The organism is Haemophilus haemolyticus (assembly GCF_003490595.1).
Classification (GTDB): domain Bacteria; phylum Pseudomonadota; class Gammaproteobacteria; order Enterobacterales; family Pasteurellaceae; genus Haemophilus; species Haemophilus haemolyticus_L.
Genome location: NZ_QQGY01000006.1, coordinates 107,079 through 131,426, shown reverse-complemented (window position 1 = coordinate 131,426; position 24,348 = coordinate 107,079). Strand labels below are relative to the sequence as shown.

Annotated in this window: 20 protein-coding genes; 17 read left to right on the top strand and 3 right to left on the bottom strand. The window is 38.3% G+C overall.

Annotated features, from left to right (window positions below; genetic code table 11):
* Positions 1-5 precede the first annotated feature (5 nt).
* A complete protein-coding gene (locus tag DV415_RS06070; RefSeq protein WP_118782236.1) occupies positions 6-668 on the bottom strand; it encodes an NAD(P)H-dependent oxidoreductase in 663 nt (220 codons plus the stop codon).
* A gap of 113 nt (positions 669-781) precedes the next feature.
* Between DV415_RS06070 and siaB the strand changes: the two genes are divergently transcribed.
* From siaB to hycI, 13 genes are all read left to right on the top strand, one after another.
* Entirely contained in the window at positions 782-1,456 is a 675-nt protein-coding gene (gene siaB, locus DV415_RS06065) for a 5-acetyl neuraminic acid cytidyl-transferase (RefSeq protein ID WP_118782237.1), read from the top strand.
* Between the two features lie 291 nt (positions 1,457-1,747).
* The gene (locus DV415_RS06060; RefSeq protein WP_118790419.1) at positions 1,748-4,975 is read left to right on the top strand and encodes a YadA-like family protein; all 3,228 of its coding nucleotides are present in this window, start codon (positions 1,748-1,750) and stop codon (positions 4,973-4,975) included.
* 457 nt (positions 4,976-5,432) lie between these two features.
* Entirely contained in the window at positions 5,433-6,032 is a 600-nt protein-coding gene (locus tag DV415_RS06055; RefSeq protein ID WP_046938549.1) for a 4Fe-4S dicluster domain-containing protein, read from the top strand.
* Positions 6,033-6,074: 42 nt separating this feature from the next.
* Positions 6,075-8,096 carry a hydrogenase 4 subunit B gene (gene hyfB, locus DV415_RS06050; RefSeq protein ID WP_118794442.1) on the top strand — a complete coding sequence of 674 codons (2,022 nt, stop codon included), beginning with the start codon at positions 6,075-6,077 and terminating at the stop codon, positions 8,094-8,096.
* A 9-nt stretch (positions 8,097-8,105) separates the two neighbouring features.
* Positions 8,106-9,068 (top strand): respiratory chain complex I subunit 1 family protein, encoded by a 963-nt coding sequence (locus DV415_RS06045; protein WP_005631964.1) that lies wholly within the window; start codon positions 8,106-8,108, stop codon positions 9,066-9,068.
* 9 nt (positions 9,069-9,077) lie between these two features.
* Positions 9,078-10,523, top strand: a complete 1,446-nt coding sequence (locus DV415_RS06040) for a hydrogenase 4 subunit D (RefSeq protein ID WP_118782240.1) — start codon at positions 9,078-9,080, stop codon at positions 10,521-10,523.
* 10 nt (positions 10,524-10,533) lie between these two features.
* On the top strand, positions 10,534-11,172 hold the full coding sequence (hyfE, locus tag DV415_RS06035) for a hydrogenase 4 membrane subunit (protein WP_005626080.1): 639 nt from the start codon (positions 10,534-10,536) through the stop codon (positions 11,170-11,172).
* A 4-nt stretch (positions 11,173-11,176) separates the two neighbouring features.
* Positions 11,177-12,715 carry a hydrogenase 4 subunit F gene (locus DV415_RS06030; RefSeq protein WP_118790421.1) on the top strand — a complete coding sequence of 513 codons (1,539 nt, stop codon included), beginning with the start codon at positions 11,177-11,179 and terminating at the stop codon, positions 12,713-12,715.
* 19 nt (positions 12,716-12,734) lie between these two features.
* Positions 12,735-14,465, top strand: a complete 1,731-nt coding sequence (locus DV415_RS06025) for a hydrogenase large subunit (RefSeq protein ID WP_118790422.1) — start codon at positions 12,735-12,737, stop codon at positions 14,463-14,465.
* A 10-nt stretch (positions 14,466-14,475) separates the two neighbouring features.
* Entirely contained in the window at positions 14,476-15,051 is a 576-nt protein-coding gene (locus DV415_RS06020) for a formate hydrogenlyase complex iron-sulfur subunit (protein WP_005626087.1), read from the top strand.
* Positions 15,048-15,824, top strand: coding sequence for an NADH-quinone oxidoreductase subunit B family protein (locus tag DV415_RS06015; RefSeq protein ID WP_005626090.1), 777 nt, complete (start codon positions 15,048-15,050; stop codon positions 15,822-15,824). Before DV415_RS06020 ends, DV415_RS06015 begins: the two co-directional genes overlap by 4 nt.
* A 365-nt stretch (positions 15,825-16,189) precedes the next feature.
* Complete coding sequence (locus DV415_RS06010) at positions 16,190-16,597, top strand: formate hydrogenlyase maturation HycH family protein (RefSeq protein WP_118790423.1); 408 nt, start codon at positions 16,190-16,192, stop codon at positions 16,595-16,597.
* Positions 16,590-17,048, top strand: a complete 459-nt coding sequence (gene hycI / locus DV415_RS06005) for a hydrogenase maturation peptidase HycI (RefSeq protein WP_005626092.1) — start codon at positions 16,590-16,592, stop codon at positions 17,046-17,048. The genes DV415_RS06010 and hycI overlap by 8 nt, the downstream gene beginning before the upstream one ends.
* Before the next feature lie 87 nt (positions 17,049-17,135).
* Here hycI and hypF read toward each other — a convergent pair whose 3' ends face one another.
* Positions 17,136-19,406: a carbamoyltransferase HypF gene (hypF, locus tag DV415_RS06000; RefSeq protein ID WP_118790424.1), complete on the bottom strand. Its 2,271-nt coding sequence runs from the start codon at positions 19,404-19,406 to the stop codon at positions 17,136-17,138.
* A gap of 99 nt (positions 19,407-19,505) precedes the next feature.
* Entirely contained in the window at positions 19,506-20,249 is a 744-nt protein-coding gene (locus tag DV415_RS05995; RefSeq protein ID WP_118790425.1) for a YdcF family protein, read from the bottom strand.
* Between the two features lie 134 nt (positions 20,250-20,383).
* On the opposite strand from DV415_RS05995, the gene lsgA reads away from it, so the two are divergent.
* The 4 genes from lsgA to lsgD are packed head-to-tail and all read left to right on the top strand — an operon-like array spanning position 20,384 to position 24,348.
* Positions 20,384-21,589: a lipooligosaccharide flippase LsgA gene (gene lsgA / locus DV415_RS05990; RefSeq protein WP_118790426.1), complete on the top strand. Its 1,206-nt coding sequence runs from the start codon at positions 20,384-20,386 to the stop codon at positions 21,587-21,589.
* Positions 21,586-22,500, top strand: coding sequence for a lipooligosaccharide biosynthesis sialyltransferase LsgB (gene lsgB, locus DV415_RS05985; protein WP_118790427.1), 915 nt, complete (start codon positions 21,586-21,588; stop codon positions 22,498-22,500). Before lsgA ends, lsgB begins: the two co-directional genes overlap by 4 nt.
* A 1-nt stretch (position 22,501) precedes the next feature.
* A complete protein-coding gene (lsgC, locus tag DV415_RS05980; RefSeq protein ID WP_118790428.1) occupies positions 22,502-23,563 on the top strand; it encodes a lipooligosaccharide biosynthesis family 4 glycosyltransferase LsgC in 1,062 nt (353 codons plus the stop codon).
* Positions 23,564-23,574: 11 nt separating this feature from the next.
* Positions 23,575-24,348 (top strand): lipooligosaccharide biosynthesis galactosyltransferase LsgD, encoded by a 774-nt coding sequence (gene lsgD / locus DV415_RS05975; RefSeq protein ID WP_118790429.1) that lies wholly within the window; start codon positions 23,575-23,577, stop codon positions 24,346-24,348.

Genomic DNA, 24,348 nt, shown 5'->3' with positions numbered 1-24,348 from the left:
CTAATTTATTTCACCCATCTCACCACTTCATCCAACCCTTTACGGGATTTTTTCGCAATATCTCGTGAGCGATAGCCGAAGGTTGCGGCGACAGAAACCGCATATTCCTGAGGATCAAATAATCCTTCTTCGGCGAGGCATTCATTCATTTTGTCGTAATGAAAACCTTCAATTGGGCAAGAGTCGATGCCAAGGGCTGCGGCGCCAGTAAGCATATTGGCAAGGGCGATATAAGTTTGTTTACTGCACCAATCAAATAAAGTGCGGTCGCTTTCGAGCAATTTCATATCTTCTTCTTGCAAGGCTTTGTATTTTGCGAGGGCGGCTTGTTGTTGATCTGCGTTCAAGCCTTTGCGCGCCATTACATCCACAAAAAATGGGCTGTCATAACGGGCATTTTTCTTCGCTAAAATCACCACAAGGTGACTGCAATGATCAAGCTGATTCATCATTCCCCAGCTAAAAGGTTTCATTTTTTCGCGCAGGGTTTTATTTTGAATCACTAAAAATTTCCAAGGCTCGGAGCCTACAGAACTCGGTGATAATCGACCGCACTCTAAAATACATTCAAAATCTTCATCACTGATTTTTTTTGCGGGGTCGTAATAACGTGTTGAGCTGCGTTGATGAAAGAGTTCAAGAACTTGTTCACGAGTAAGTTGAGTCATTTTATTTCCTCTTTTTTAAACAAAAATGTGGTGCCATATTAAAGATTAGTTTTTGCTAAAACAAGGGAAAGATTCTAGAATAGTCAGCACTTTTATCACAGAGGGTGCAAATAATGACAAGAATTGCAATTATTCCTGCGAGAGCAGGTTCTAAAGGAATTAAAGACAAAAATTTACAGCTTGTGGGGGGCGTTTCTTTGGTCGGGCGTGCGATTTTGGCGGCGCAAGAATCGGGTATGTTTGATCAAATTGTGGTGACATCAGACGGTGAAAATATTTTAAAAGAAGCCACAAAATACAGCGCAAAAGCAGTGGCACGTCCTGAAAGTTTGGCACAAAGTGACACACGCACCATTGATGCGATTTTGCATTGCTTAGAAACACTCAATATTTCACAAGGCACCGCCGCACTTTTGCAACCAACCAGCCCATTACGCAACGCTTTAGATATTCGTAATGCGATGGAAATTTTCCTTGGTGGCAAATATAAATCCGTGATTTCCGCTTGCGAATGTGAGCATCATCCTTATAAATCCTTCACTTTAGAAGGCACCGAAGTTCAGCCTATTCACGAATTAACGGATTTTGAAGCCCCTCGCCAAAAATTACCGAAATCTTATCGTGCAAATGGCGCAATTTATATTAATGACATCGCAAGTCTCTTTGAAGAAAAACGCTTTTTTATTGCCCCAATGCGTTTTTATTTAATGCCAACTTATCGTTCCATTGATATTGATTCCACACTTGATTTGCAATTAGCAGAAAGTTTAATTTCAAAAGAATTCTAAAAAAATTGGCCGCACTTTGCGGCCTTTGTTTTTTGATAAGCACATTTGCTTTTTCTCAATAAAAACGCGCCTAAAAATCACCGCACTTTTATCGGGATAAACCTTATTTTTTATTATGCAATAAAGCAATCGTTTGCTTTTTTTGTGAAGTTTATTAAATGTAAATTATTTGTAAAGATAGTCTTTTAAAATTGCGTTTTATTACTCAAATTATATACTTCTGTCCCTTATTAGCCTTAAAATAAATAAGGGTTAGAAATCATTTTTAACATAGCTAGGGGAAATATATTTATGAATAAAATCTACAAAATTGTATTTAATCGCTTGACCAATGCAAGCGTTGTGACATCGGAACTAGCCAAAGGACGTGGCAAAACTAAAAATCATATTGGAAAAGCTTTACTTTTAACCGCAATATGTGCGGGGGGTATCGATACGGTAGAAGCAGCTAAAGTAATGGGAAATGGATTAAGGGGGGATGGTACCACTATTTCTACAGGTGATGTTAATGTTGATCATGGTATAGCTATAGGTACAGGCGATGGTGCTGATAAAGCAAGAGTTGTAAAAGATAGAGCTATTGCTATAGGTTCTAATTCAACAGCTGATGGTGTAATGAGTATTGCATTAGGAAGGAAAGCACAAACTGAAAAAGATAATTCACTTGCAATAGGAACAAATGCAACAACAAGATATGAAAATTCTATAGCAATTGGTCGAGATGCTTATACTAATGCTGATAGTCATAATAGTTATTCTACTGATGGTATTGCAATAGGTAATGGTGCTAAAACAAGTTTGTTTGGTGATACTTCAACGCGGTTTAAATTAGTAAAATTTGGAAGAAATAAAGTAGCAGAGGGTATTTCTATTGGTACTAAATCTATAGCGAGAACAGGTTCTGTTCAAATTGGTAACCAAGATTATAATGGTGCAATTGGTGAATATAATTTAAGTGATGTGAATAATAAATTACAAGGAGTGAATAATGTTGGTGCAACCACAGTAGGTGACAATTCTATTAACCGCTCTCACTTCTCTGCGGTAATTGGTGCTTATAACTCATTAAGTTCTATCAAACAAATAGGTGGTGGTTTTACCGCATTGCTTAATGGCACATTAGCAGCTTCTAATGCACAAGGAATGGGTTCAACTATATTAGGTTCTTTAAACTCAATGGAAAATCTTCCATCAGAAAATGGTGAAGTATTACAATATTCTGGTATTGCTAATAGTATTGTTGGTACGGCTAATAAAATTAGACATAGTAATGGCGCATTAATTTGGGGTACAGGAAATGAAATTAATCGTTCAATACTTAATATGAATGAATATCTTAATGTGAGTGGAATGAATGGCAATCATAGTATAAAAGATCTTCAAAATAATTTAATGACATATTCAAAAACTAATCGTGCTGGTTCTGTAGGTGTAATAGGATCTGATAATGAAGTAAATCAAACTTTATTTTCAACAGTATTTGGTGTAGGTAATAGAATAAAAACAACAGAAGAAGTAACTGAAGACGACTTAGCAAGCATTAATAATAAGAGTAGTGAAGTTGAAAAATTAGCTGATAATTTTAGAAGTAAAAATATGAATGCATTTTTAAGTGTATCTGGTTATGAAAACAACTTAAAAGATGTAACACGTGGTATGATCATGGGTGTAAAAAATATTACTGAATATGCAACAGATACTTTAATGTTTGGAAATTATCATGCATTAAAAGGAACTAAAGATAATTTAGCTGAACGTAATATTTTACTTGGTTTTAATTATGATAATGTGAATCCAGAACACCATGCTGACCAACCAACTAAGGGTCAAACTGATGTGGCGACTTCTGTAAAAGACACCATCGGCATCGGATCTGATGTAAAACTTGGTGCGGATAGAACCATCGCTATGGGTAAAGGTGCTAATGCGAAAGGTGAAGACAGTATTGCAATTGGTACAGAAAATCTCGCTGGTGGTACACAAACCATTGCTGTAGGTTATAAAAACGTAGTGACAGCCACTCATTCTGGTGCATTTGGCGATCCAAACTATATCGGCACCGACAAATCTAATACCACAGGCACTTATGCATTTGGTAATAATAATGGATCAGCAGATAAACCAATCATTACCAATCATACCTTTATTTTGGGATCCAATGTGGTCACAACAGCCGATAACTCTGTGGCATTAGGTAAGGATACTGCAATTACTGCAGGACGTGCCAATACTACAGGTGCACTTAAAGCGAAAAACACCGATGGCACGGATGGTAAAACAACAACCGCGGGTGCAACAGGAACCGTCAATACCGCTAATGTAAATGGTGTTGAGTATTCAGGATTTGCAGGTAGTACTTCCGTGGGGGCTGTTTCTGTTGGTGCGAGCAGTAAAGAAAGACGTATCCAAAACGTCGCTGCGGGTGAAATTAGTGGTACTTCTACCGATGCTATCAACGGTTCTCAACTTTATGCGATAGCAGATACATTAAGTAAGAAAATGCTGACTGGAGATGCTGTAAACACCACAGTGAATAATGCATTGTCAAATAGCGGTTGGAAAATTAGCGAAGATAACGGCACTAAGACCGAAAAAGACCTTGTTAAACCTAATGATAATGTAGTATTCGCAAAAGGAATAGGTACGACCGTTAGCGTAGAGACAGCTCAAGATGGTAAAGAGACCACTGTTAAATACAATGTGAATGTGGACGGTTCAACCATTAAAGTGAATAGTGAGGGCAAGCTCTACGCAGTGTTACCAAGTACTTCTTCTATTGAGAAATCAAATATCACTGTAAAGGAAAGTGGTGAAGTTTTACAAACTGAAAGCGAAGGTCTAGTAACTGCTAAAAATCTTTCTAGTCAATTAAGTCATGTTGGATTTACATTAAAAGCAGGTAAAACTGAAGGCACTAATTCATCAAGTGACACATTAGCTAACGGTGAAATGATGAAAACTGGTAGTACAGTTACTATGTCAGCGGGTAAAAATATGGATGTTGAGCATCGCAAAGGTGGAGAAGTTGTTTATAAGACAAAAGACGATGTAAACTTTAATAGCGTTCAACTCGGTGCCGATGGTCCAAAAATTCAAAATAACAATGGAAATGGTATTAAATTCAGTGATAAAAACGGCAATAATCCTGTTAAGGTAAATGGTGTGGCTCCAGGTGAAATTTCATCAACTTCTACTGATGCGATTAACGGTAGCCAGTTACATGCTGTAGCAGCAGGTATTGGTCATAAACTTGGTGACTTAGATAACAAGATCAATAACGTTGGTAAACGTGGAGATGCAGGTACTGCAAGTGCATTAGCGGCGGCGACAATTCCGCAAGCTTATACACCAGGTAAGAGCTTAGTTGGTATTGCAGCTGGTAACTATCAGGGGCAAAATGGTCTTGCAGTAGGTATGTCTCGTATCTCTGATAACGGTAAGATTATTATCCGTTTATCTGGTACGGCAAATACTCAAGGTAAAACTGGCGTTGCAGCTGGCGTAGGTTACCAATGGTAATCAGCTGATAGCAAAAACATAATGAAAAACACCGCAAAGTGCGGTGTTTTTTTATGTCTTTTTTATTTATTCTCATTTAGAAAAGAGGATTTTTATGATGGAAATTCACTTCAAAGCAGGCTCCAAAACTTGCGGAAAATCTACCGCACTTCTGTGCAAAATGAGAAAATACCAACAGGATTTTAACATTACATTAGCAATTATTTTTCAATAATTAGTCTAATAGTTTCAATCACTTACAATCTTAACAAATTGAATTGAGAGTCAATCTCAATACGAAAATTTCCCTTCGATAAAAATAAAAAAATTTATGATCTCAGTCAATAAAACAATCGTTTTACTCTAGTCTGGGTAACTCTGAAGGAGTATCCTTATTTCTAGAGTGGTTATTGGACGTTTGGGTGTAATGCCCTCCACTTACTTTCTGTTTCTATCTATTATAATTTGGGGGGAAAATATGAACCGTTTTGTTATAGGTGATCCGAAAGATTGCATTGGATGCAATACCTGTATGGCTGCTTGCAGCGAAGTACACAAAGCTTTTGGATTACAATCCTTTCCGCGGTTACAAGTAATGCGCAACGACGATATTACTGTGCCGATCTTATGTCGTCATTGTGATGATTCACCTTGTGCTACAGTATGTCCTGTGCACGCGATAAAGCATGATAATGATACCATTCAACTCAATGAAAGTTTATGCATTGGCTGTAAACTTTGTGCTATCGCTTGTCCATTTGGGGCGATTACACAGCATGGTAGCGCACCATTAGATGCACCAAACCATTATGACAGTTTTTCTTTCACTGATGCGGTAAAACGTGATATTCGCACTGCACCGAATAATACCGATGTTCACAATATGCTTGCATGGGAACCTGGTGTAAAAGCCATTGCGGTGAAATGCGACCTTTGCTATTTCCGTGAAGAAGGTCCTGCTTGTATGCAAACTTGCCCAACAAAAACTTTATTCTTAATTAGTGATGAGAGTATCGAACAAGCAAATCGCAAAAAACGCGAAATGGCAATGATGGGTTCTCCTGTCGTGCCAAGATAAAAGTTTATTGTTTGTTTACTCGTTAATCAATGGAGTGAAATTATGAGTTCTTCAATCAGTTTACTCATCACGTCCTTGTTGATTTATGTCGTTGGTGCGTTTATTTCTCTCGCTGTGCGAAAAAATGAACAACTTTCAATCAATATATCCGGCGTGACCGGTGTACTTGGTGGCTTGTTAGGCATTGTTGCCTGCATTCCCGTGCTTATCAGCAACGATACGGTCGTTGATGTGTTTTCAACCCCTTTCGACTTCGCCCAATTTTCAATCCGCATCGACGGATTAGCTGCATTTATGGTGTGTGTAATTTCTTTAATGGTTATTATCACCGCACTTTATTCCTTTTCCTATGTGAAAGAATACATTGGCAAAGGCGCTGGCACGATGGGTTTCTTTATGAATTTGTTTATCGCCTCAATGGTTGCTTTGGTCACCAGCGATAACGCTTTCTACTTTTTAGTATTCTTTGAAATGATGTCTTTGGCATCTTACTTCTTAGTACTGACCGAACAAGACGACAACGCAACCAATGCGGGCTTATTGTATTTCTTCATTGCTCACGCTGGTTCTGTGTTGATTATGATCGCTTTCTTTATTTTCTATTGCTACGCAGGTAGCTTTGAATTTGAAGCCTTCCGCCACACCGAGCTTTCAATGCCTTTAGCCTTTACGGTATTTATTTTGGCATTTCTTGGTTTCGGCGCAAAAGCAGGGATGATTCCATTGCATAGCTGGTTACCAAAAGCTCACCCAGCTGCACCTTCTCATGCTTCTGCAATGATGTCTGGTGTGATGGTTAAAATCGGTATCTTCGGGATTATTAAAGTGGGTATTGATCTACTTGGCGCACACAATATGTGGTTTGGTGTGATTGTGCTTGCTTTTGGCGCAGTTTCTTCTGTGCTTGGCGTACTTTATGCCTTAGCAGAACATGACATCAAAAAACTTTTGGCGTATCACACCGTAGAAAACATTGGCATTATTATGATGGGTGTTGGTGTCGGTATGATTGGTATGGCAATCCATAATCCTGTACTTGCTATTGTCGGTTTACTAGGTGGTTTATATCACTTACTTAACCATGCAGTATTCAAAGGCTTATTGTTCTTGGGTGCTGGTTCTGTGATGTACCGTTTACATTCAAAAGATATGGATTTAATGGGTGGACTTGGCAAATTAATGCCATTTACTGCTTTCTGTTTCTTGATTGGTACTATGGCAATTTCTGCATTACCACCATTTAATGGTTTTGTGAGTGAATGGTTTACTTATCAATCTTTATTCAGCCTAAGCCAACACAATGATGTGGTATTACGCATTGCAGGCCCTGTTGCAATCATTATGCTTGCTTTAACTGGTGCACTTGCCGCACTTTGTTTCGTGAAAGTGTATGGTATTAGCTTTGGTGGTGCACCACGCAGCGAAAAAGCAGCACATGCACGCGAAGTGCCAAAACCAATGGTAATTGCAATGGCAATCTTGGCATTATTCTGCGTACTTTTAGGTGTGGGCGCTTCTGTCGTGACACCAATTATTGCCAATATTGCAACCGCACTTTCTCATAATGACATGCTTAATTTAGCAGAAAATGGTGTTGTGGTAGCAAGCAATACACCGAATACGGCGCTTTCTACACCAATGGTGAGCATTATGTTGATCGCATTCTTTGTGTTGCCGTTTATGTATTACGCTTACACCAAAAGCAATCGTATGGCAGATCGTGCAAAAGGCAATCCTTGGGCTTGTGGTTATGCTTACGAAATGGATATGGCAGCATCTGCGGGTAGTTTTACTCGTCCGCTTCGTATTATCTTCAAACCACTTTATACCTTGCGTCAAGTGCTTGATCCTGCGCCTGCTGGTGCAAAAGGTATCAATGCATTAATTTCAGGTGCGACCAAAACAGAACCATTTTGGGAAGAAAAAGTAACAATGCCGATTGCGCATTTTATCCCATGGTTAGGTCGTAAAATTCAATGGCTACAACAAGGCGACTTCCGCGTTTATTGCGTGTACTTCGTGATTGCCTTGGTTGTGTTATTACTTTCCATTGCGTTGATGTAGGAGGAAATTATGATTTCATTACCTTCAGAAATTTCCACTTCCGCTGGAATGTTCCTTTTAGCCATTGTGCAAGCGTTAATTCTTCTCGCTTTAGCACCGCTCTTTTCAGGCATTTCACGGATGATTCGGGCTCGTATTCAATCTCGTCGAGGCCCGGGCTTGTTACAAGATTATCGCGATATTGCCAAATTAATGACGCGTCAAAATATTTGGCCAGATAATGCGGGTTGGGTATCTCGTGTTATGCCTTATGTGTTAATTAGCACAGTTATGGTGGTTGCGATGAGTTTACCTATGTTTACTCATCACTCACCGTTTGGGGCAGGCAGTGATTTAATCACCGTTATTTATTTGTTTGCGTTGTTCCGCTTTTTCTTCTCAATTGCGGGTTTAGATTCGAACAGTACTTTCTCAAGTTTAGGTGCAAGCCGTGAAGTGACATTAGGCGTACTTGTTGAACCCATCTTAATGTTGGCATTCATTGTGATTGCTTTAATTGCAGGTTCTACAAATTTTGCCGTTATTAGCACCGCACTTTCTAGCCAACCTTGGCAATATCCTGTTGCAACAGTGATTGCCTTAGTTGCCGCGGCTTTTGCGATCTTTATTGAAATGGGAAAAATTCCATTTGACTTAGCTGAAGCAGAACAAGAACTTCAAGAAGGCCCACTTACTGAATATTCAGGCCCGTCTTTCGCCTTATTGAAAGTCGGTTTGAGTTTAAAATCAATGGTGGTTGCCTCTATCTTTGTGAGCGTGCTTTTCCCATTCGGTGCAGCACAAGAGTTCACAGTAAGTGCGGTCATTTTAGGTATCGTTTCTTTCTTTGTGAAATTGCTCGTGGTATTTATCGCCGCATGTGTGTTTGAAAACACATTGGCTCGTACCCGTTTTATGCTAACAGGACGTTTAACTGTGGTCGGTTTCGGCATTTCAGTGTTGGCGTTTGTGTTTTACTTCACAGGATTGTAAGGAGGAAATATGGAACGTTTAGCACTAATTACAATCATTTTGCCGTTTGTCGGTGCGTTTATTGTGGGGTTGAACAAACAATCTTTCCCAAAAATCGCCACAATTTTTGCCGCACTTGCTACCCTTGGCACACTTGCTGTGGCTGGGCAGTGGTATGCAAATGGCGCACAATCTGTCACCTATGATTTAGTCAAATTTGGTGATACCGCAATCTTCGGCGTGACCTTAGATGCAGTGAGCACTTTAATTGCCTTTGCCGTTGTGGGTTTAGGTTTCTTAATTTGCTTATATTCTTGTGGTTATTTAACCGATAAAAACCGCGAACATCCGCATAACGGATTACCTCGTTTTTATGCTTTCTTATTGATTTTCATTGGTGCAATGGCGGGTTTGGTGTATTCATCAACTTTAGCGGGTCAGTTGCTTTTCTTTGAAATCACAGGGGGATGTTCTTGGGCATTAATCAGCTATTATCAAAGCCAAAAAGCAATGGCGGCAGCGATGAAAGCGTTGATTATCACTCACATAGGTTCATTAGGTTTATATCTTGCTGCGGCTTATTTATTTAGCCAATCCGGCACATTCTCTATCACGGCGTTAGAACATCTTGCGCCAGAAGCGAAAACTATCGTGTTATTTGGCGTGATGTTTGCTGCATGGGGTAAATCAGCACAACTTCCAATGCAAATTTGGTTACCAAATGCGATGGAAGCGCCAACACCCGTCAGTGCGTATTTGCACGCGGCATCAATGGTAAAAGTGGGCGTCTATATTTTCGCGCGTTCCGTGATGTCTGCTGGTGAAATTCCTCACATTGTGGGTGAAGTGGGAATTGTTATGGCAATGATTACATTAATTTATGGTTTCTTAATGTACTTGCCACAAGCAGATTTAAAACGCTTACTTGCGTATTCAACTATCACTCAACTTTCTTACATTTTCATCGGGCTTTCTCTTGCAGCATTAGGTTCTAAATTAGCTTTTGTTGCAGCGATTGCTTATATCTTTAACCACGCCTTTGCGAAAAGCTTATTCTTCTTGGTTGCAGGTTCATTGAGCTATGCCACAGGTACACGTTCAATGCCTCGTTTACAAGGGATTATGCGCACCATGCCTGTTGTTGGTACAGGATTTGGTATTGCTGCATTGGCTATTGCTGGTGTGCCGCCGTTTAATGGTTTCTTCAGCAAATTCCCATTATTTGCCGCTGGTTTCGACCTTGGACAAGAATATTCATGGGTAACTTGGTTAATGGTGATTGCGTTGATTGAATCTACGGCAACATTTGTTTGGTTGCTTTATAAATTTGGTCAATGCGTTATCGGTAAACCATCTGAAGACGTGCAAAATGCGCAACCATTGCCATTCTCTATGACATTTGTTTTAGTGATTTTAATGGTGATGTCTGTGTGTTCTAGCTTTATCGCTGCCTATTGGTTAGGCCTTGCGGGTTAAGGAGAGAATTATGTTAATGATCAATGTATTAGCGAGTTTACTCATCATTACATCGCTTTGTGTCATTATGGCAAAAACCGCAAAAAAATCCGCGTTATGCTATGGCTTACAGTCTCTTGTATTGGTGGTGTTATTCGTTTATTTGGCATTTGAAATGCAAGCTCACGAACTTTATATGTGGTCCATTAGTGCATTCATCACGAAAGTATTATTAGTGCCAGGGATTTTAATCTTTTCTTTACGAAAAATTGACGAAAGTCAAACTCCTGCAGGAATGAATGTAGCTTGGTTGATCCCGATCACATCTATCATCGTTTGCTTATGTTACTTTGTTGTCATTCCAGTGAACTTACCGTTAGTTGAACATTTAAAACCAGCGTTGTCAGTATCACTTAGCCACTTCCTTTTAGGTTTAGTGTGTATTGTGAGCCAACGCAATATTGTTAAACAAGTTTTCGGTTATTGTTTAATGGAAAACGGTGCGCATTTAACGTTGGCTTTACTTGCCAACAATGCGCCAGAATTAGTTGAAATCGGCATTGCCACCGATGCGATTTTTGCGGTCATCATTATGGTGGTGTTGGTGAATAAAATTTACCGCACTTTCAACACTGTTGATGCTAAACAACTTATGAGTTTGAAGGGGTAACGCTATGTATGAACAATGGATAATTGCGTTATTAGTCGCACCTTTAGTCATCGCTTTTGAAAGCTTTGCACTACGCGGAACAAAAAATCGGACAGTTTGTACCGCATTCCATATTACCGGGTTAATTTTGATGTTGTTCTTTTCTGTACAGGTCATTTCTGGCGTGTTGGAAAAAGGCAGTATCAGTGCATTTAACAACTGGGTGTATGTTGATAGTCTTTCTGCCATTTTCTTAGGCTTAATTGCTGTCGTGGGTTCGCTTGCTGGTGTGTATTCCATCGGTTATATGAACACTGAATTGGAAGAAGGGCATATTGATTTTAAAACCTATGCACATTACCACGGTTTCTTACACTTATTCTTCTTTACGATGATTGTGTCAGTTATCACCAATAACTTAATTTTAATGTGGGTTGCAATTGAAGCAACAACATTAAGCTCTGCGTTTTTGGTCGGTACTTACAAACAAAAAACATCCCTTGAAGCCGCGTGGAAATACATCATCATCTGTTCTGTGGGCGTCGCTTTCGGTTTATACGGCACACTTTTAACCTTTGCGAATGCAAATGGCGTGCTTACTGATCCAAGCCAAGCGATTTTCTGGTCAGCCGTGAATCAACAAGCCACTGGTTTAAACCCAATGTTGATGTATATCGCATTCGCTTTCGTATTGATTGGTTTCGGCACGAAGTGCGGTCTATTTCCAATGCATACTTGGTTATCAGACGCACACAGTGAAGCACCAAGCCCTGTGAGTGCAATTTTATCAGCGGTGTTATTAAACTGTGCAATGCTTGTGGTGTTGCGTTACTACACATTAGTTTCAAAAGCGGTTGGCGCAGAGTTTCCACAAACTTTAATGTTGATCTTTGGTTTACTTTCAGTGCTTGTGGCGGCGTTATTTATCATCGTGCAATTTGATATTAAACGTATGCTTGCTTACTCAAGTATCGAAAATATGGGCTTAATCAGCTTTGCTTTCGGTCTTGGTGGCCCAATTGGGGTATTTGCAGGTTTACTTCACACTATCAACCACAGTCTTGCGAAAACTTTATTATTCTGTGCATCGGGTAATATTCTATTGAAATATAAAACCCGTGATATGAATCAAGTGCGTGGATTATGGCGTGTTGCACCAGTGAGTGCGGTGCTTTTCGCAGGTGGTGCGTTGGCATTGGGCGGTATCCCTCCATTTAACGTATTTGTGAGTGAATTTAGTGTTGTAGTCGCAGGGATTACAGCAGGTAAAACTTGGTTAGTTATTTTATGCTTAATTTTACTTACCATCGTGCTTGCAGGGCTTGCTTTAATGCTATTAAAAACAGTACTTGGCAAACAACCTGATAACGTGGAAGCAGGCGAAGTCAGTAAAGTCTCTTTGGCGGCAATGGCCATACTATTGTTGTTAATGTTTGTAATGGGTATCCATATTGCAGAGCCAATCTTGCAGTTACTAAAAAGTGCGGTAGGAATTGTGCTTGGATCTGAACATGTGTCCTTTGGCGATATGCTAGTTTTACCTTGGCAAAGTTTAGCGAAATGATCGACAACTGGGGGAAAAAATGGAATTAAGTAAAAATACATCGGTCGATCCGGTAAAAATGCTCGGCAAAAATTATATTGAAGCCGTTAATGCAAAATTTCCGAATACAATTTTAGATGAGGAGTGGTCTACACCGAATCAAGTAACTTTAACAGTGAAAACGAATATGTTACCTGATGTGGTGGAATATCTTTACTATCAACATGAAGGCTGGTTGCCATTAGTTTTTGGTAACGATGAACGTTCAATTCATGGTCATTATGCTGTTTATTACGTGCTTTCTATGGAAGGTGTCGTCAAAACTTTTGTGACGATTAAAGCACTCGTAGATCCAGTCACACTCGAATTTCCTTCCGTAACACCGAAAGTCAAAGCAGCGGTGTGGGGCGAACGTGAATTATTCGATATGTACGGTTTAAAAGCCGTCGGTCTTCCCGATCAACGTCGTTTAGTGTTACCAGATGACTGGCCAGATGATCTTTACCCATTACGTAAAGATTCGATGGATTACCGTTTGCGTCCAGATCCAACAACCGCGACAGAAACATACGAATTTATTAACGAAAAAGGCGAGGCTCGTATCGTTCCACTCGGTCCGTTACATATCACTTCCGATGAGCCAGGACACTTCCGTTTATTCGTGGATGGGGAAGATATTATTGATGCGGACTACCGTTTATTCTACGTACACCGTGGTATGGAAAAATTGGCAGAAACCCGAATGGATTACGATCAAGTCAATTTCTTGGCTGACCGTGTGTGCGGTATCTGCGGTTTCACCCATAGCGTTGCTTATGCTAACTCAGTCGAAAATGCGTTAGGTATTCAAATTCCTGAACGTGCACAATGGATTCGTGCAATTTTGTTGGAAGTTGAACGCTTGCACAGTCATTTATTGAACTTAGGTTTATCTAGCCACTTTACTGGTTTTGATACTGGCTTTATGCAATTCTTCCGAGTTCGTGAAAAATCGATGACTCTTGCGGAAGTGCTTACTGGTGCACGTAAAACCTATGGTATCAACTTAATCGGTGGCGTGCGTCGTGATATGTTGAAACATCAGCGTGAGCAATGTATCAAGCTTATCGGTGAAATGCGTGAAGAACTCAAAACCTTAACCGATATTTTATTAAATACACCGAATATGGAACAACGTACGGTAGGTGTTGGTGTCTTGGCAAAAGATATCGCTCGTGACTTTAGCCCGGTTGGCCCAATGATTCGTGCCTCTGGTTTTACCCGTGATGTGCGTAAAGTTCACCCATTCTCAGGTTATGGCGATGTGCCATTCAATGTTTTCACTGAAGACGGTTGCGATGTCATTTCTCGTGTGAAAGTGCGGGTAAATGAAGTGTTTGAATCCATGAATATCATTGATTATATGGTAGATAACTTGCCAACTGGTGCGATTATCACTGAAGGTTTTAATTACACCCCTGGACGTTTTGCTTTAGGTATCACGGAAGCGCCGCGTGGTGAAGATATTCACTGGTCAATGCTTGGCGATAACCAAAAATTATATCGCTGGCGTTGTCGTGCAGCGACTTATGCAAACTGGCCAACTTTACGTTATATGTTGCGTGGCAATACGGTATCAGATGCGCCACTTATCATTGGTAGCCTTGACCCTTGCTATTCTTGTACTGACCGTGTGACAGTGGTGGATGTACGTAAACGCAAAGCTCAAACGGTTTCTTACAAAGAAATCGAACGCTACGGCATTGAACGTAAAAATTCACCATTAAAATAGGGGGCGCACAATGTTTAAATTACTTAAAACCGTATTAAATGCGGGGGATGTTACCACTAAATATCCGTTTAAACCCTATGAAGTTGATCCTGATTTCCGTGGTAAACCAGAACTGAACTCTGATCAATGTATTGTTTGTGCAGCCTGTACAATGGCATGTCCAGCTAATGCGCTTACCATGCGTACTGATCCTGAAACAGGCGAACGAACTTGGTCATTATTTTTAGGACGCTGCATTTTCTGTGGCCGTTGTGAAGAAGTTTGCCCAACAAAAGCGATTCGTTTAAGCCAAGATTTTGAATTATCAGTCAGCAATAAACAGGATCTTTATCAAGAAACAACCTTCACTACCACGATTTGTCATCAATGTGGTCAACCTTTTGTTTCTCATAAAGAACTCAATTATGCCGTGGATTTATTCAAACAAACGTTGGATAACGATGAACTGGTAAAACATAAATTAGCGGTGCTCAACACTTGCCCAACCTGTAAACGCCAAAACAGTTTGGAAAAAACCGCCGATATGGAATCCAATATGCGCGTGAAATTGGCGTTATTTGATCACGTTAGGGAGATTGCAAGATGAACACACAAATCCCAATGCCCGTGAATGGTATTTCAACGCCATTTAGTGTGGATGAAAACATTGCGAAAATGAAACAAACTTTGTTGAAAAATATTCAACGTTCCGCTTATGTTTACCGTGTTGACTGTGGCGGTTGTAATGGTTGTGAAATTGAAATTTTTAGTACCATTACACCAACCTTTGACGCAGAACGTTTTGGGATTAAGGTTGTTGCATCACCTCGCCATGCGGATATTTTATTATTTACTGGTGCGGTAACTCGTGCAATGCGTACACCTGCAATGCGTGCTTATCAAGCTGCACCCGATCCAAAAATCTGTATTTCTTATGGAGCGTGCGGTTGTGGTGGCGGTATTTTCCATGACTTGTACTGCGTGTGGGGCGGTAGCGATCAAATTGTACCAATTGATGTGTATATTCCCGGTTGTCCTCCAACTCCAGCGGCGACTATTTATGGTTTTGCAATGGCACTTGGTTTACTTGATCAAAAACTCAAAGGTAAACAAGAAATTGCCGATCCTAATGCAGAGGCTAAATTACGTTTCCCAAATATTCCATTAGATTTACGCGTGGAATTAGAACGTGAAGCACGTCGCTTGGCGGGGTATCGACAAGGTGGAGACATCGCTAATCAATTTATGAGTATGATGTCTGAAAAAGATCAGGTTCCATTTGGTGTTCGCCTTGGCGAATTTTTGGAACGTGAAGCGGATCCTCGTTTGAGTGAAATCGTAAACCGATTACATGCAATTAGTATGCCGTTTTCGGGATAGTCTAACGATTGCTCAATAAACTAATAGCTCCGTTTTGATTTCTGCCAAATCTCCCCTTACCCCTCTTTGCTAAAGAGGGGAATAAGAGCGGTCGATTTCAATCTAGTTTTCTGTATTAACAACAGAAAATTAAAATGAGAGAAAAGATACTTTCTTGCTAAAAAAGAATCCTCTCTTTAGCAAAGAGAGGAATAAGAGCGGTCAATTTTAATCTAGTTTTCTGCATTAATAACAGAAAATTAAAATGAGAGAGAAGATACTGTATTGCTAAAGAAGAATCTCCCTCTTTAGCAAAGAGGGGTAAGGGGAGATTTGGCAGTATTGATTAGCGAAGAAATTACTTTACAAGTTTTATAGGACGTACCATGACAACCCAAGTTTTTTTCTATTTACTCAATGAGCGTTTTGTTGAAAACGATGAGCAAGTCCCAGAGCAGGCCAAGCAAGTAATGTATTATTCCCTTGCGATTGGTCACCACGTTGGTGTGATTGACTGCTTTAAAAAATTGCTAATTTGTGATTATGCCGATTACCAACGTTTTGTAGATAGCTTCCCAGAAGGAGATGCAAAACGTAAGTTTGCGGGCTTAATGAAATTTGGTGAAATAGTGATTGATTCAAGTCATGTGAATTTATTGGCTAAGGCACTAGATGAAAATAGATCCAATTTTTCGCCTGAACATCAAAAATGGGTAGATATTTTAATGGATACGCTTGCTTCCATCCAGCGTGAACCTGTGATGTATATTATGGTGAAACGTCGTGATGAATGAAAATGTAATTCTAACTGTTGGTAACACAATGATGGGCGATGACGGCGCAGGCCCTTATCTTGCTCAACTTTGTAGTGAAAATCCGTTGCCAAATTGGACCGCACTTGATGGCGGTTCAGCACCAGAAAATCTTGTGCATCAGATCCGTGCCATGAAACCAAAGCGTTTAATTATCTTTGATGCAACAGAAATGGAACTGCCCGTTGGCAAAATTCGTATTATCGACAAAGAGCTTATCGCCGAAATGTTCTTCGTCAGCACGCATAATTTGCCACTTAATTTTTTAATCGAGCAATTAGAAGAAGATATTCCCGAGGTTATTTTTATTGGTATCCAGCCCGATCTTGTTTCCTTTGGTTTTCCGATGAGTGAAGCTGTAAAAAGTGCGGTAGAATTTTTCTATGGATTTTTGAAGGATGGGGGCGATTTAGGCGAAATTACTCGATTGTAATTGCTTTCATTCATAAAAAACGATCGCTTAACTTGCGATCGTTTTTTTATATGTTAATAAGCAACATCTGCTTAAATGAATTTGGCATTAGCCAGACAATCTTGATGCGATCATCGCTTGCCCTAGACTTAATCCGCCATCTCCCATTGGATATTGATGTGCGCTTAATACATTAAATTCCACAAGCGCTTGTTTCAACAAACGACGTAATAATTGGTTATGCATTACACCGCCTGAAAGCACAATGGTTTTGCAATTGTGGCGTTTGGCTTGCTGACGAGCTAATTCAGCAAAACCTTTTGCCAGCGCATAATGGAAAATAAATGCTTTGTTTTCTTTGGAATCATCGTAATCTAGCCAACTTTGCCAAAATGTGGATAAATCCAATTGATTATTTTTGATTGGCATTTTAACCTGAATATTGAGCGTACTTTTTTCATCTTTGATAAAGTCAGATTTTGTGGCTAGTGCTTCTAAATAACAAGCAGCCTCGCCCTCCCAAGAGAGTTTGTCACCCACAATAGCTAACCCATAAGCTACCGCATCAAATAGTCGCCCAGCCGATGAAATGAGCGGAGAATTAAGATTACGTTCAATGGCATTGGAAAGAATTTCCCAAGGCAATTCGGAACAAGTTTTAGCCGCAATTTCACGCCAATTGGGTACAAATTTTTGCAGATGAGCAAGCCAATTACGCCAAGGTTGAGTTGCCGCAAGATCGCCACCAGGCAAAGCAACGGCAGGCAATCCACCTAAATGTTGAGATTGTTCGCCATCCACTAATAAACATTCACCGCCCCAAAGTTGCCCGTTATCCCCCATTCCAATTCCATCTAAAGCAAGACCAATGACTTTTTCATGACAATGATGTTCTGCCAATACGGCAGCAATATGTGAGTGATGATGTAACACTTCCGCATAGGGTACCGATAATTTTTGTGCGAGGTTTTTCCCCGTTTTTGATGAAAAATAACCTGAGTGAGCATCCACCGCAATTAAATCCGGTTTGAATTGATAAATTTGACAAAATAAGTCGATATTATTTTCTAATTGTTGTTGCACAAGCTCATTGGCGGCATCACCAATATGTTGGCTAACAACGCCTTTATTTTGTTTTAATAGGCAAAATGTATTTTTAAGATCAGAACCCAACGCTAAGATATTTTTTGTATTTTCTGTTTTCAATAGAATTTCATCAGGAACATAGCCACGTGCTCGGCGTAGCGTTTCCACGCCATCAAAAGAGGCTCTCACTAAGCTATCATCAGCGCGTTGCAAAATATCGCGATTATGGCAAAGATAGAAATCTGCCAAATTATTTAATTTTTTCACCGCACTTTCGTTATCTAAAACAGGTGGCTCACCACTAGGATTGGCAGATGTCATGACGAGCGGTTGATTGATTTCACGTAAAAGCAAATGCTGTAATGGATTACTCGGTAACATCACCCCAATTTCATTTAGATTCGGGGCGATATTTTCTGCGAGACTGGACACCTTATTTTTTTGTAACAAAACGATTGGTGCAGCTGTGCTAGTGAGTAATTTGATTTCGGTTTCTGTTAAATTTTGTAAAAAATCTAAACTTGGCACCATTACGGCAAGAGGTTTGCTTGGACGATGTTTACGATCTCGCAGTAATTGAACCACATCGAAATTCTGTGCATCACAAGCCAAATGAAAACCGCCAATCCCTTTGATTGCTAAAATTTTTCCTTCTTTTAGCAAAAGTGCAGTTTGTTTTAAGGCTGTTTGATGTGTTGCAAGTTGATGTTCGCTATCTTGTAACCAAATATGCGGGCCGCAAACTGGGCAGGCATTAGGTTGGGCATGAAATCGGCGATCTGCTGGACTTTTATATTCATGTTCACAATCTGGGCAGAAAGGAAAATCCGACATCGATGTATTTTTACGATCATAAGGAATTTTTTTGATGATTGTAAAACGAGGCCCGCAATGGGTGCAATTAGTGAAAGGATAGTGATAACGACGATTTTCAGGATTGAATAAATCCTCTACGCAAGCAGGACAAGTGGCGGCATCAGGCACAATTTGTGTGTCCATCGCATTGTTTTCGCTTTCTCGGATTACAAATTCAGCAAAGTGCGGTAGATTTTCCCAGTGTTTTTCACATTGTTGAATATCTGTGATCAGTGCTAAAGGCGGTAGTTTTTCCTGTAAATCTTTTAAAAAATGTGTAAGCGCATCTTTTTCTGGATTTACAAATCGAATTAATACTCCTTGCCCATCATTATTTACATCGCCCTTTAGGCCATATTCATTTGCTAATAACCACACAAAAGGGCGAAATCCCACACCTTGCACTTTGCCTTTAATGCGTAATTCGATTCCGTTCATAACTTATTCTCTACATCAAATTGAGTGATTTTTATGGTAACCGAAAATATATGTGCAAGCTGTGATTTTCATCAAAGAAGATTCGTTTTTATAAGCAAATTATTGTGCGTAATGGGCTTTCCAATAACCAATCCACTCTTTTAATAAAACCATATTGCTATTTAACGCACCTAAGTCAGGAACAAAAGATTTTGCAGATAGATTTCCTTTGCTGCCATAGCTTGCCGCTGCAGCCGGAAGTACATTAAATCCTTGTTTTTCAAAAAGGTATTTGGCTCGTTTCATATGCCATTGATTTGTTACTAAAATAATTTTTTGAATATGATCTTTAACTAAAATATTTTTAGTGAAACTGGCATTTTCTTCCGTATTACGGGCTTTATTTTCGATCCATTGTGTTGGCACATTAAAGAATTGGTTAAGTTCTTTCGCCATTAAGTCACCTTCAGAAATGCCTACCAAAGAATAGCCTGTGGTTAAAACAGGTAAGCCCGTTTCTTTTTGTAAAAATGCCGCATAACGTAAACGTTCTAGTTGCGGTGCGCCAGAAGCCGTTTCTGCATACAGTTCTTTGGTTGGGTAAGATCCACCGCCTAATATGACGATGGCTTGAGCTTGTTTATAGTCATCTAGGGTAAGGGCTGGAATGTCGTCATTATCTGTTAGCAATAAACCAGTAAAAGGCGTACTCATGACATAAAGCCAAGTGAAACTGATAAGCGCAATAAATTTGGCTAATTTTTTGAAATGAACACGATAAAGAATCGCTGCAATAATCAGTAATACAAAGGTATTGAGAGGCGGTGCGATAAGAGCGGTAAGAAGTTTTCCTAGTTCTAACATAGATAAGATCCTTGATATAGAGCGGTTTCATTATAATGATTAGTCATAGCTTGTCTATGTTGATTTTGTTAAAATAAGCCTCCTTATTTTTTGATAAACAAACGCTCGAATTCATCAAAAGTGCGGTTATATTTATGAAAGTTTTTAAAGACAGTGTCATTTACCTTGTTGGGGAATTATCGTCAAAGTTAGTTCCTTTTTTACTTTTGCCTTATTTATCGCGTAAATTGGGCGTAGAAGGGTATGGCTTACTTTCTTATTATCAAACTTTTTTAAGTTTATTTTTGATTGTGGTTTCTTTAACCCAAGAAGGCGCAATTTCCCGTTATTTTTATTTTTACGGAAAACGTTCATTAAATTTAGTGGTGAATACCGGCTATGCTTATACCACGATAATTGGCAGTATTATTTTAATTGGTTGTTGGATTGCTCAGTCTGAAATATTATTTTATGCCGCACTTTCCTCAATTTTCCAATCTTTTTTAAATGTTCAGTTAAGTGTAAGACAATGCCAGAAAAAGGCTTGGTCCTATGCGTTTATTCAATTTTCACTCACAGTCACTGGTGCGGTGTTTACCATCGCATTGCTCGAGTATTATCAAAATGATCTTGTTGAAAAAAGAATTTTGGCCATTTTATTGAGTAATTTAGTCGTCTGGTTTTTTTCTTATTTTCTTTACAGAAAGAGTACGACATCTAAAAAATATCAATTTAAGCATTATCAATCTGCATTATTTTATATTTTAGGATTTGGATTGCCGCTCATTTTGCATCATGCGAGCTTTTTCTTAAAAGGACAGTTAGACCGTATTTTTATTTATCACAAATTCAGTGAAACAGATTTAGGGCTTTATGCAATGGGCGCTCAACTTGCTTTGGTCGTTTCAATTGCTATTCAAGCACTTAATAAAGCGATCATTCCCTATTTTTATGAAGCCTTAAAACAAAAAAAATTAGTGATTCAACAGTTACATAAATGGGCGTTATTTTCCTTTTTGCTGATACCTATTCCTGCTTTAGTCATGTGGATTATTCCTGAAGATGTGCTAGTTTGGATTTTAGGTAGCCAATTTGTAGGAACGAAATATTATTTTATTTTATTTTTAATTTCGACCACATTAAGTATTCCTTATTTGATTTTAGTTAATTATCTTTTCTATTATGGAAAAAATAAACTTATTTCCCAATGTTCGGTTTTATCTACAGTTATTTATGTGGCAAGCCTTGTAGCTTTAGCTTTTACAGAAATTAAATATATCCCTTATGCTGGAATTATTGGTTCGCTTTCCATTATTCCTATTCTTTATTTTATGACATCTAAAGTGAGTAAAACCCTATGAATCTCATTCTTTGTTGCACACCATTGCAAGTATTAATTGCGAGAAAAATCATTGAATTACATCCTAACGAGCAATTCTTTGGCGTCATGTTTGGTGGTGTATGGGATAAAAAAAGAACCTTGTATGCGAGTAAATTAGCAGAAGTTTGTAATGATTCGATCAATATTGATACGGGAAAAGATCTAAAAGGTTTCGATTCCCTAAAATTAATGCGCCAGCTTAAGAATAAAATTACACACAAAGGTTTTGATAAGGTTTTTCTCGCCAATCTTAATTCATTATGGCTACAAACTTATCTTAGTCATGTTTCATTTAAAGAGCTTTATACCTTTGATGATGGCTCAGATAATATTTTCCCACATCCTAATTTATTGAGAGAACCTGATACATTTAAATATAAACTGATTAAAGCCTTTATTGGCGATAAATATAGTGTAAATAAATTATTTAATAAAATAAAAAAACATTATACGGTTTATCCTAATTACAAAAATATTGTTTCCAATATTGAAGCAATATCTTTATGGGATAATCAGATAGATTGTGAGATAGATGGCGAAGTCTCATTTTTTATCGGACAACCATTGTTAAATACAAAAGAGGAAAATATCTCATTAATAAAAAAATTAAAAGATCAGATTGCTTTTGACTATTATTTCCCTCATCCAGCAGAAGATTACCGAGTGGATGGGGTACATTATGTTGAATCAGAACTCATTTTTGAAGATTACGTATTTAAGAATTTAGCAAATAAAAAGGTGATTATTTACACGTTCTTCAGTTCTGTTGCGTTTAATTTATTAAGTCATCCTAATGTAGAAATTCGTTTTATTAGAACGAGTATTCCAAGATGGCAATTCTGTTATGATTCATTTCCAGACCTTGGATTAACGATTTATAAGGAAATTTAAGATGAAAAAAATTGGTTTCTTTATTATGAATATCGAAAGTGCGGGTGGAACGGAGCGCGTTTCCATTAATGTTGCGAATGCTCTTGCTAAACAGGGATATGATGTTTCTTTTATTAGTATTGGTGGTAACAAGCCTTTTTTCCAAGTCGATGAACAAATTAATATTTACTCAATGAATAAATTGCCCTATTCATTGAAAAAAGATTATTTTTCTATCACAAAAAAATTAAGAGAATGGGTTAAAGAATTGCAGCTAGATACCTTAATTGTGGTTGATGGTGCGATTATGCTCTTTTCAGCTTTGGCGTTGGTCAATTTACATGTAAAGCATATTTTATGGGAGCATTATTCTTTTAACTTTACTGGTAATCGTCTAGTTCGCACACTCGGTAAATATTTAGCTTCAACAAGATGTGATAAAGTTGTTACATTAACCGAGTCAGAAAAAACGCTGTGGCAAGAAAAATTTAAAACGAATAATATAATCAGTATTGCTAATCCAAATACGCTTTTGCCAAAGAATAAATTAGCAAAATGGGAAAATAAAACCATTTTATCTGTAGGGCATTTATTTTCTTATAAAGGTTTTGATTATTTATTAAAAGCCTGGCACGTTTTAGCAAAAAAACACCTAGATTGGAATTTAAAAATAGTGGGATCGGGTGAGGAAGAAGAGAATTTAAAAAATCTTGCTAAAGCATTGGATATTGAAGATTCAGTTAATTTTATTCCTCGTACCAATGATGTCGCTTTTTATTATGAAAGTAGTTCAATTTATTGTTTACCCTCGCAAACAGAAGGCTTGCCTTTAGTCGTTATTGAGGCGATGGCATTTGGCTTGCCTATTGTTGCCTTTAATTGTTCTCCTGGCGTAAAGCAATTAGTGGAACATAAAGAAAATGGTTTTCTTTGTGAACAAAATAATATTGAAGAAATGGTTAATGGTTTAGATTTATTAATGAATAATCCTGAACTTTATCAGCAAATGTCAGACAAATCTCGTTTAATGAGTGAAGATTATGGCATTGAGAAAATTATTGAAGAATGGAAAGCGATTTTATAAGGAATAATTTTATGTTAAAAAAATATTTGATCTCTTTAGATAAAGATATTCAGCGTCGGGAATTATTCTTTTCTCAAAAAAACACTGTGGATTTCCACGTTTTTTCTGCTATTAATACCATGCAAAAAGATTGGGATGAATTAGCTACTATTTTTAATATTGAACAATTTAAAGCACATTATGGCCGTAATGTCACTAAGGGCGAAATCGGCTGTACATTAAGTCATCTTTCTGTATACCAAAAAATTGTTGAAGACAACGATATCGCTGAAGATAGCTATGCGTTAGTCTGTGAAGATGATGCTTTATTCCACTCAGATTTTCAGCAAAATTTAACCGCACTTTTATCAGAAAAACTTGAGTCTGAAATTATATTGGTTGGGCAGTCAAAAATTAATGATTTCAATGATGCCGATTTAGAAATTAATTATCCGACAACTTTTTCTTTTCTATGCAAAAAAATAGGCAATGTAAATTACGCTTTTCCTTATAAAAGTTATTTTGCTGGCACGGTGGGGTACCTTATAAAAAAATCAGCTGCAAGAAGATTTATTCAGCAAATTTCTCAAAATAAACCGTTTTGGTTAGCGGATGATTTTTTACTCTTTGAACAGGATTTTAATATAAGAAATAAAGTGGTTCGCCCTCTCATGGTCATTGAAAATCCTGTATTGATAAGTAATTTAGAAAGTGTTCGTGGATCTTTATCCAATAACTTGTTTAAAAAATTAATGAAATATCCATTGAAAAAAATCTTTGCGATTAAGAAAAATTTGGCTAATTAA

What these genes read in the sequence shown, in the direction of transcription:
- hyfB (WP_118794442.1), top strand. Translation starts at nt 6,075, where the DNA reads ATGAGTTCTTCAATCAGTTTACTCATCACGTCCTTGTTGATTTATGTC.
- DV415_RS06070 (WP_118782236.1), bottom strand. Translation starts at nt 668, where the DNA reads ATGACTCAACTTACTCGTGAACAAGTTCTTGAACTCTTTCATCAACGC.
- hycI (WP_005626092.1), top strand. Translation starts at nt 16,590, where the DNA reads ATGAATGAAAATGTAATTCTAACTGTTGGTAACACAATGATGGGCGAT.
- DV415_RS06010 (WP_118790423.1), top strand. Translation starts at nt 16,190, where the DNA reads ATGACAACCCAAGTTTTTTTCTATTTACTCAATGAGCGTTTTGTTGAA.
- lsgA (WP_118790426.1), top strand. Translation starts at nt 20,384, where the DNA reads ATGAAAGTTTTTAAAGACAGTGTCATTTACCTTGTTGGGGAATTATCG.
- siaB (WP_118782237.1), top strand. Translation starts at nt 782, where the DNA reads ATGACAAGAATTGCAATTATTCCTGCGAGAGCAGGTTCTAAAGGAATT.
- DV415_RS06060 (WP_118790419.1), top strand. Translation starts at nt 1,748, where the DNA reads ATGAATAAAATCTACAAAATTGTATTTAATCGCTTGACCAATGCAAGC.
- lsgB (WP_118790427.1), top strand. Translation starts at nt 21,586, where the DNA reads ATGAATCTCATTCTTTGTTGCACACCATTGCAAGTATTAATTGCGAGA.
- DV415_RS06055 (WP_046938549.1), top strand. Translation starts at nt 5,433, where the DNA reads ATGAACCGTTTTGTTATAGGTGATCCGAAAGATTGCATTGGATGCAAT.
- lsgC (WP_118790428.1), top strand. Translation starts at nt 22,502, where the DNA reads ATGAAAAAAATTGGTTTCTTTATTATGAATATCGAAAGTGCGGGTGGA.
- hypF (WP_118790424.1), bottom strand. Translation starts at nt 19,406, where the DNA reads ATGAACGGAATCGAATTACGCATTAAAGGCAAAGTGCAAGGTGTGGGA.
- DV415_RS06045 (WP_005631964.1), top strand. Translation starts at nt 8,106, where the DNA reads ATGATTTCATTACCTTCAGAAATTTCCACTTCCGCTGGAATGTTCCTT.
- DV415_RS06015 (WP_005626090.1), top strand. Translation starts at nt 15,048, where the DNA reads ATGAACACACAAATCCCAATGCCCGTGAATGGTATTTCAACGCCATTT.
- DV415_RS06020 (WP_005626087.1), top strand. Translation starts at nt 14,476, where the DNA reads ATGTTTAAATTACTTAAAACCGTATTAAATGCGGGGGATGTTACCACT.
- hyfE (WP_005626080.1), top strand. Translation starts at nt 10,534, where the DNA reads ATGTTAATGATCAATGTATTAGCGAGTTTACTCATCATTACATCGCTT.
- lsgD (WP_118790429.1), top strand. Translation starts at nt 23,575, where the DNA reads ATGTTAAAAAAATATTTGATCTCTTTAGATAAAGATATTCAGCGTCGG.
- DV415_RS05995 (WP_118790425.1), bottom strand. Translation starts at nt 20,249, where the DNA reads ATGTTAGAACTAGGAAAACTTCTTACCGCTCTTATCGCACCGCCTCTC.
- DV415_RS06025 (WP_118790422.1), top strand. Translation starts at nt 12,735, where the DNA reads ATGGAATTAAGTAAAAATACATCGGTCGATCCGGTAAAAATGCTCGGC.
- DV415_RS06040 (WP_118782240.1), top strand. Translation starts at nt 9,078, where the DNA reads ATGGAACGTTTAGCACTAATTACAATCATTTTGCCGTTTGTCGGTGCG.
- DV415_RS06030 (WP_118790421.1), top strand. Translation starts at nt 11,177, where the DNA reads ATGTATGAACAATGGATAATTGCGTTATTAGTCGCACCTTTAGTCATC.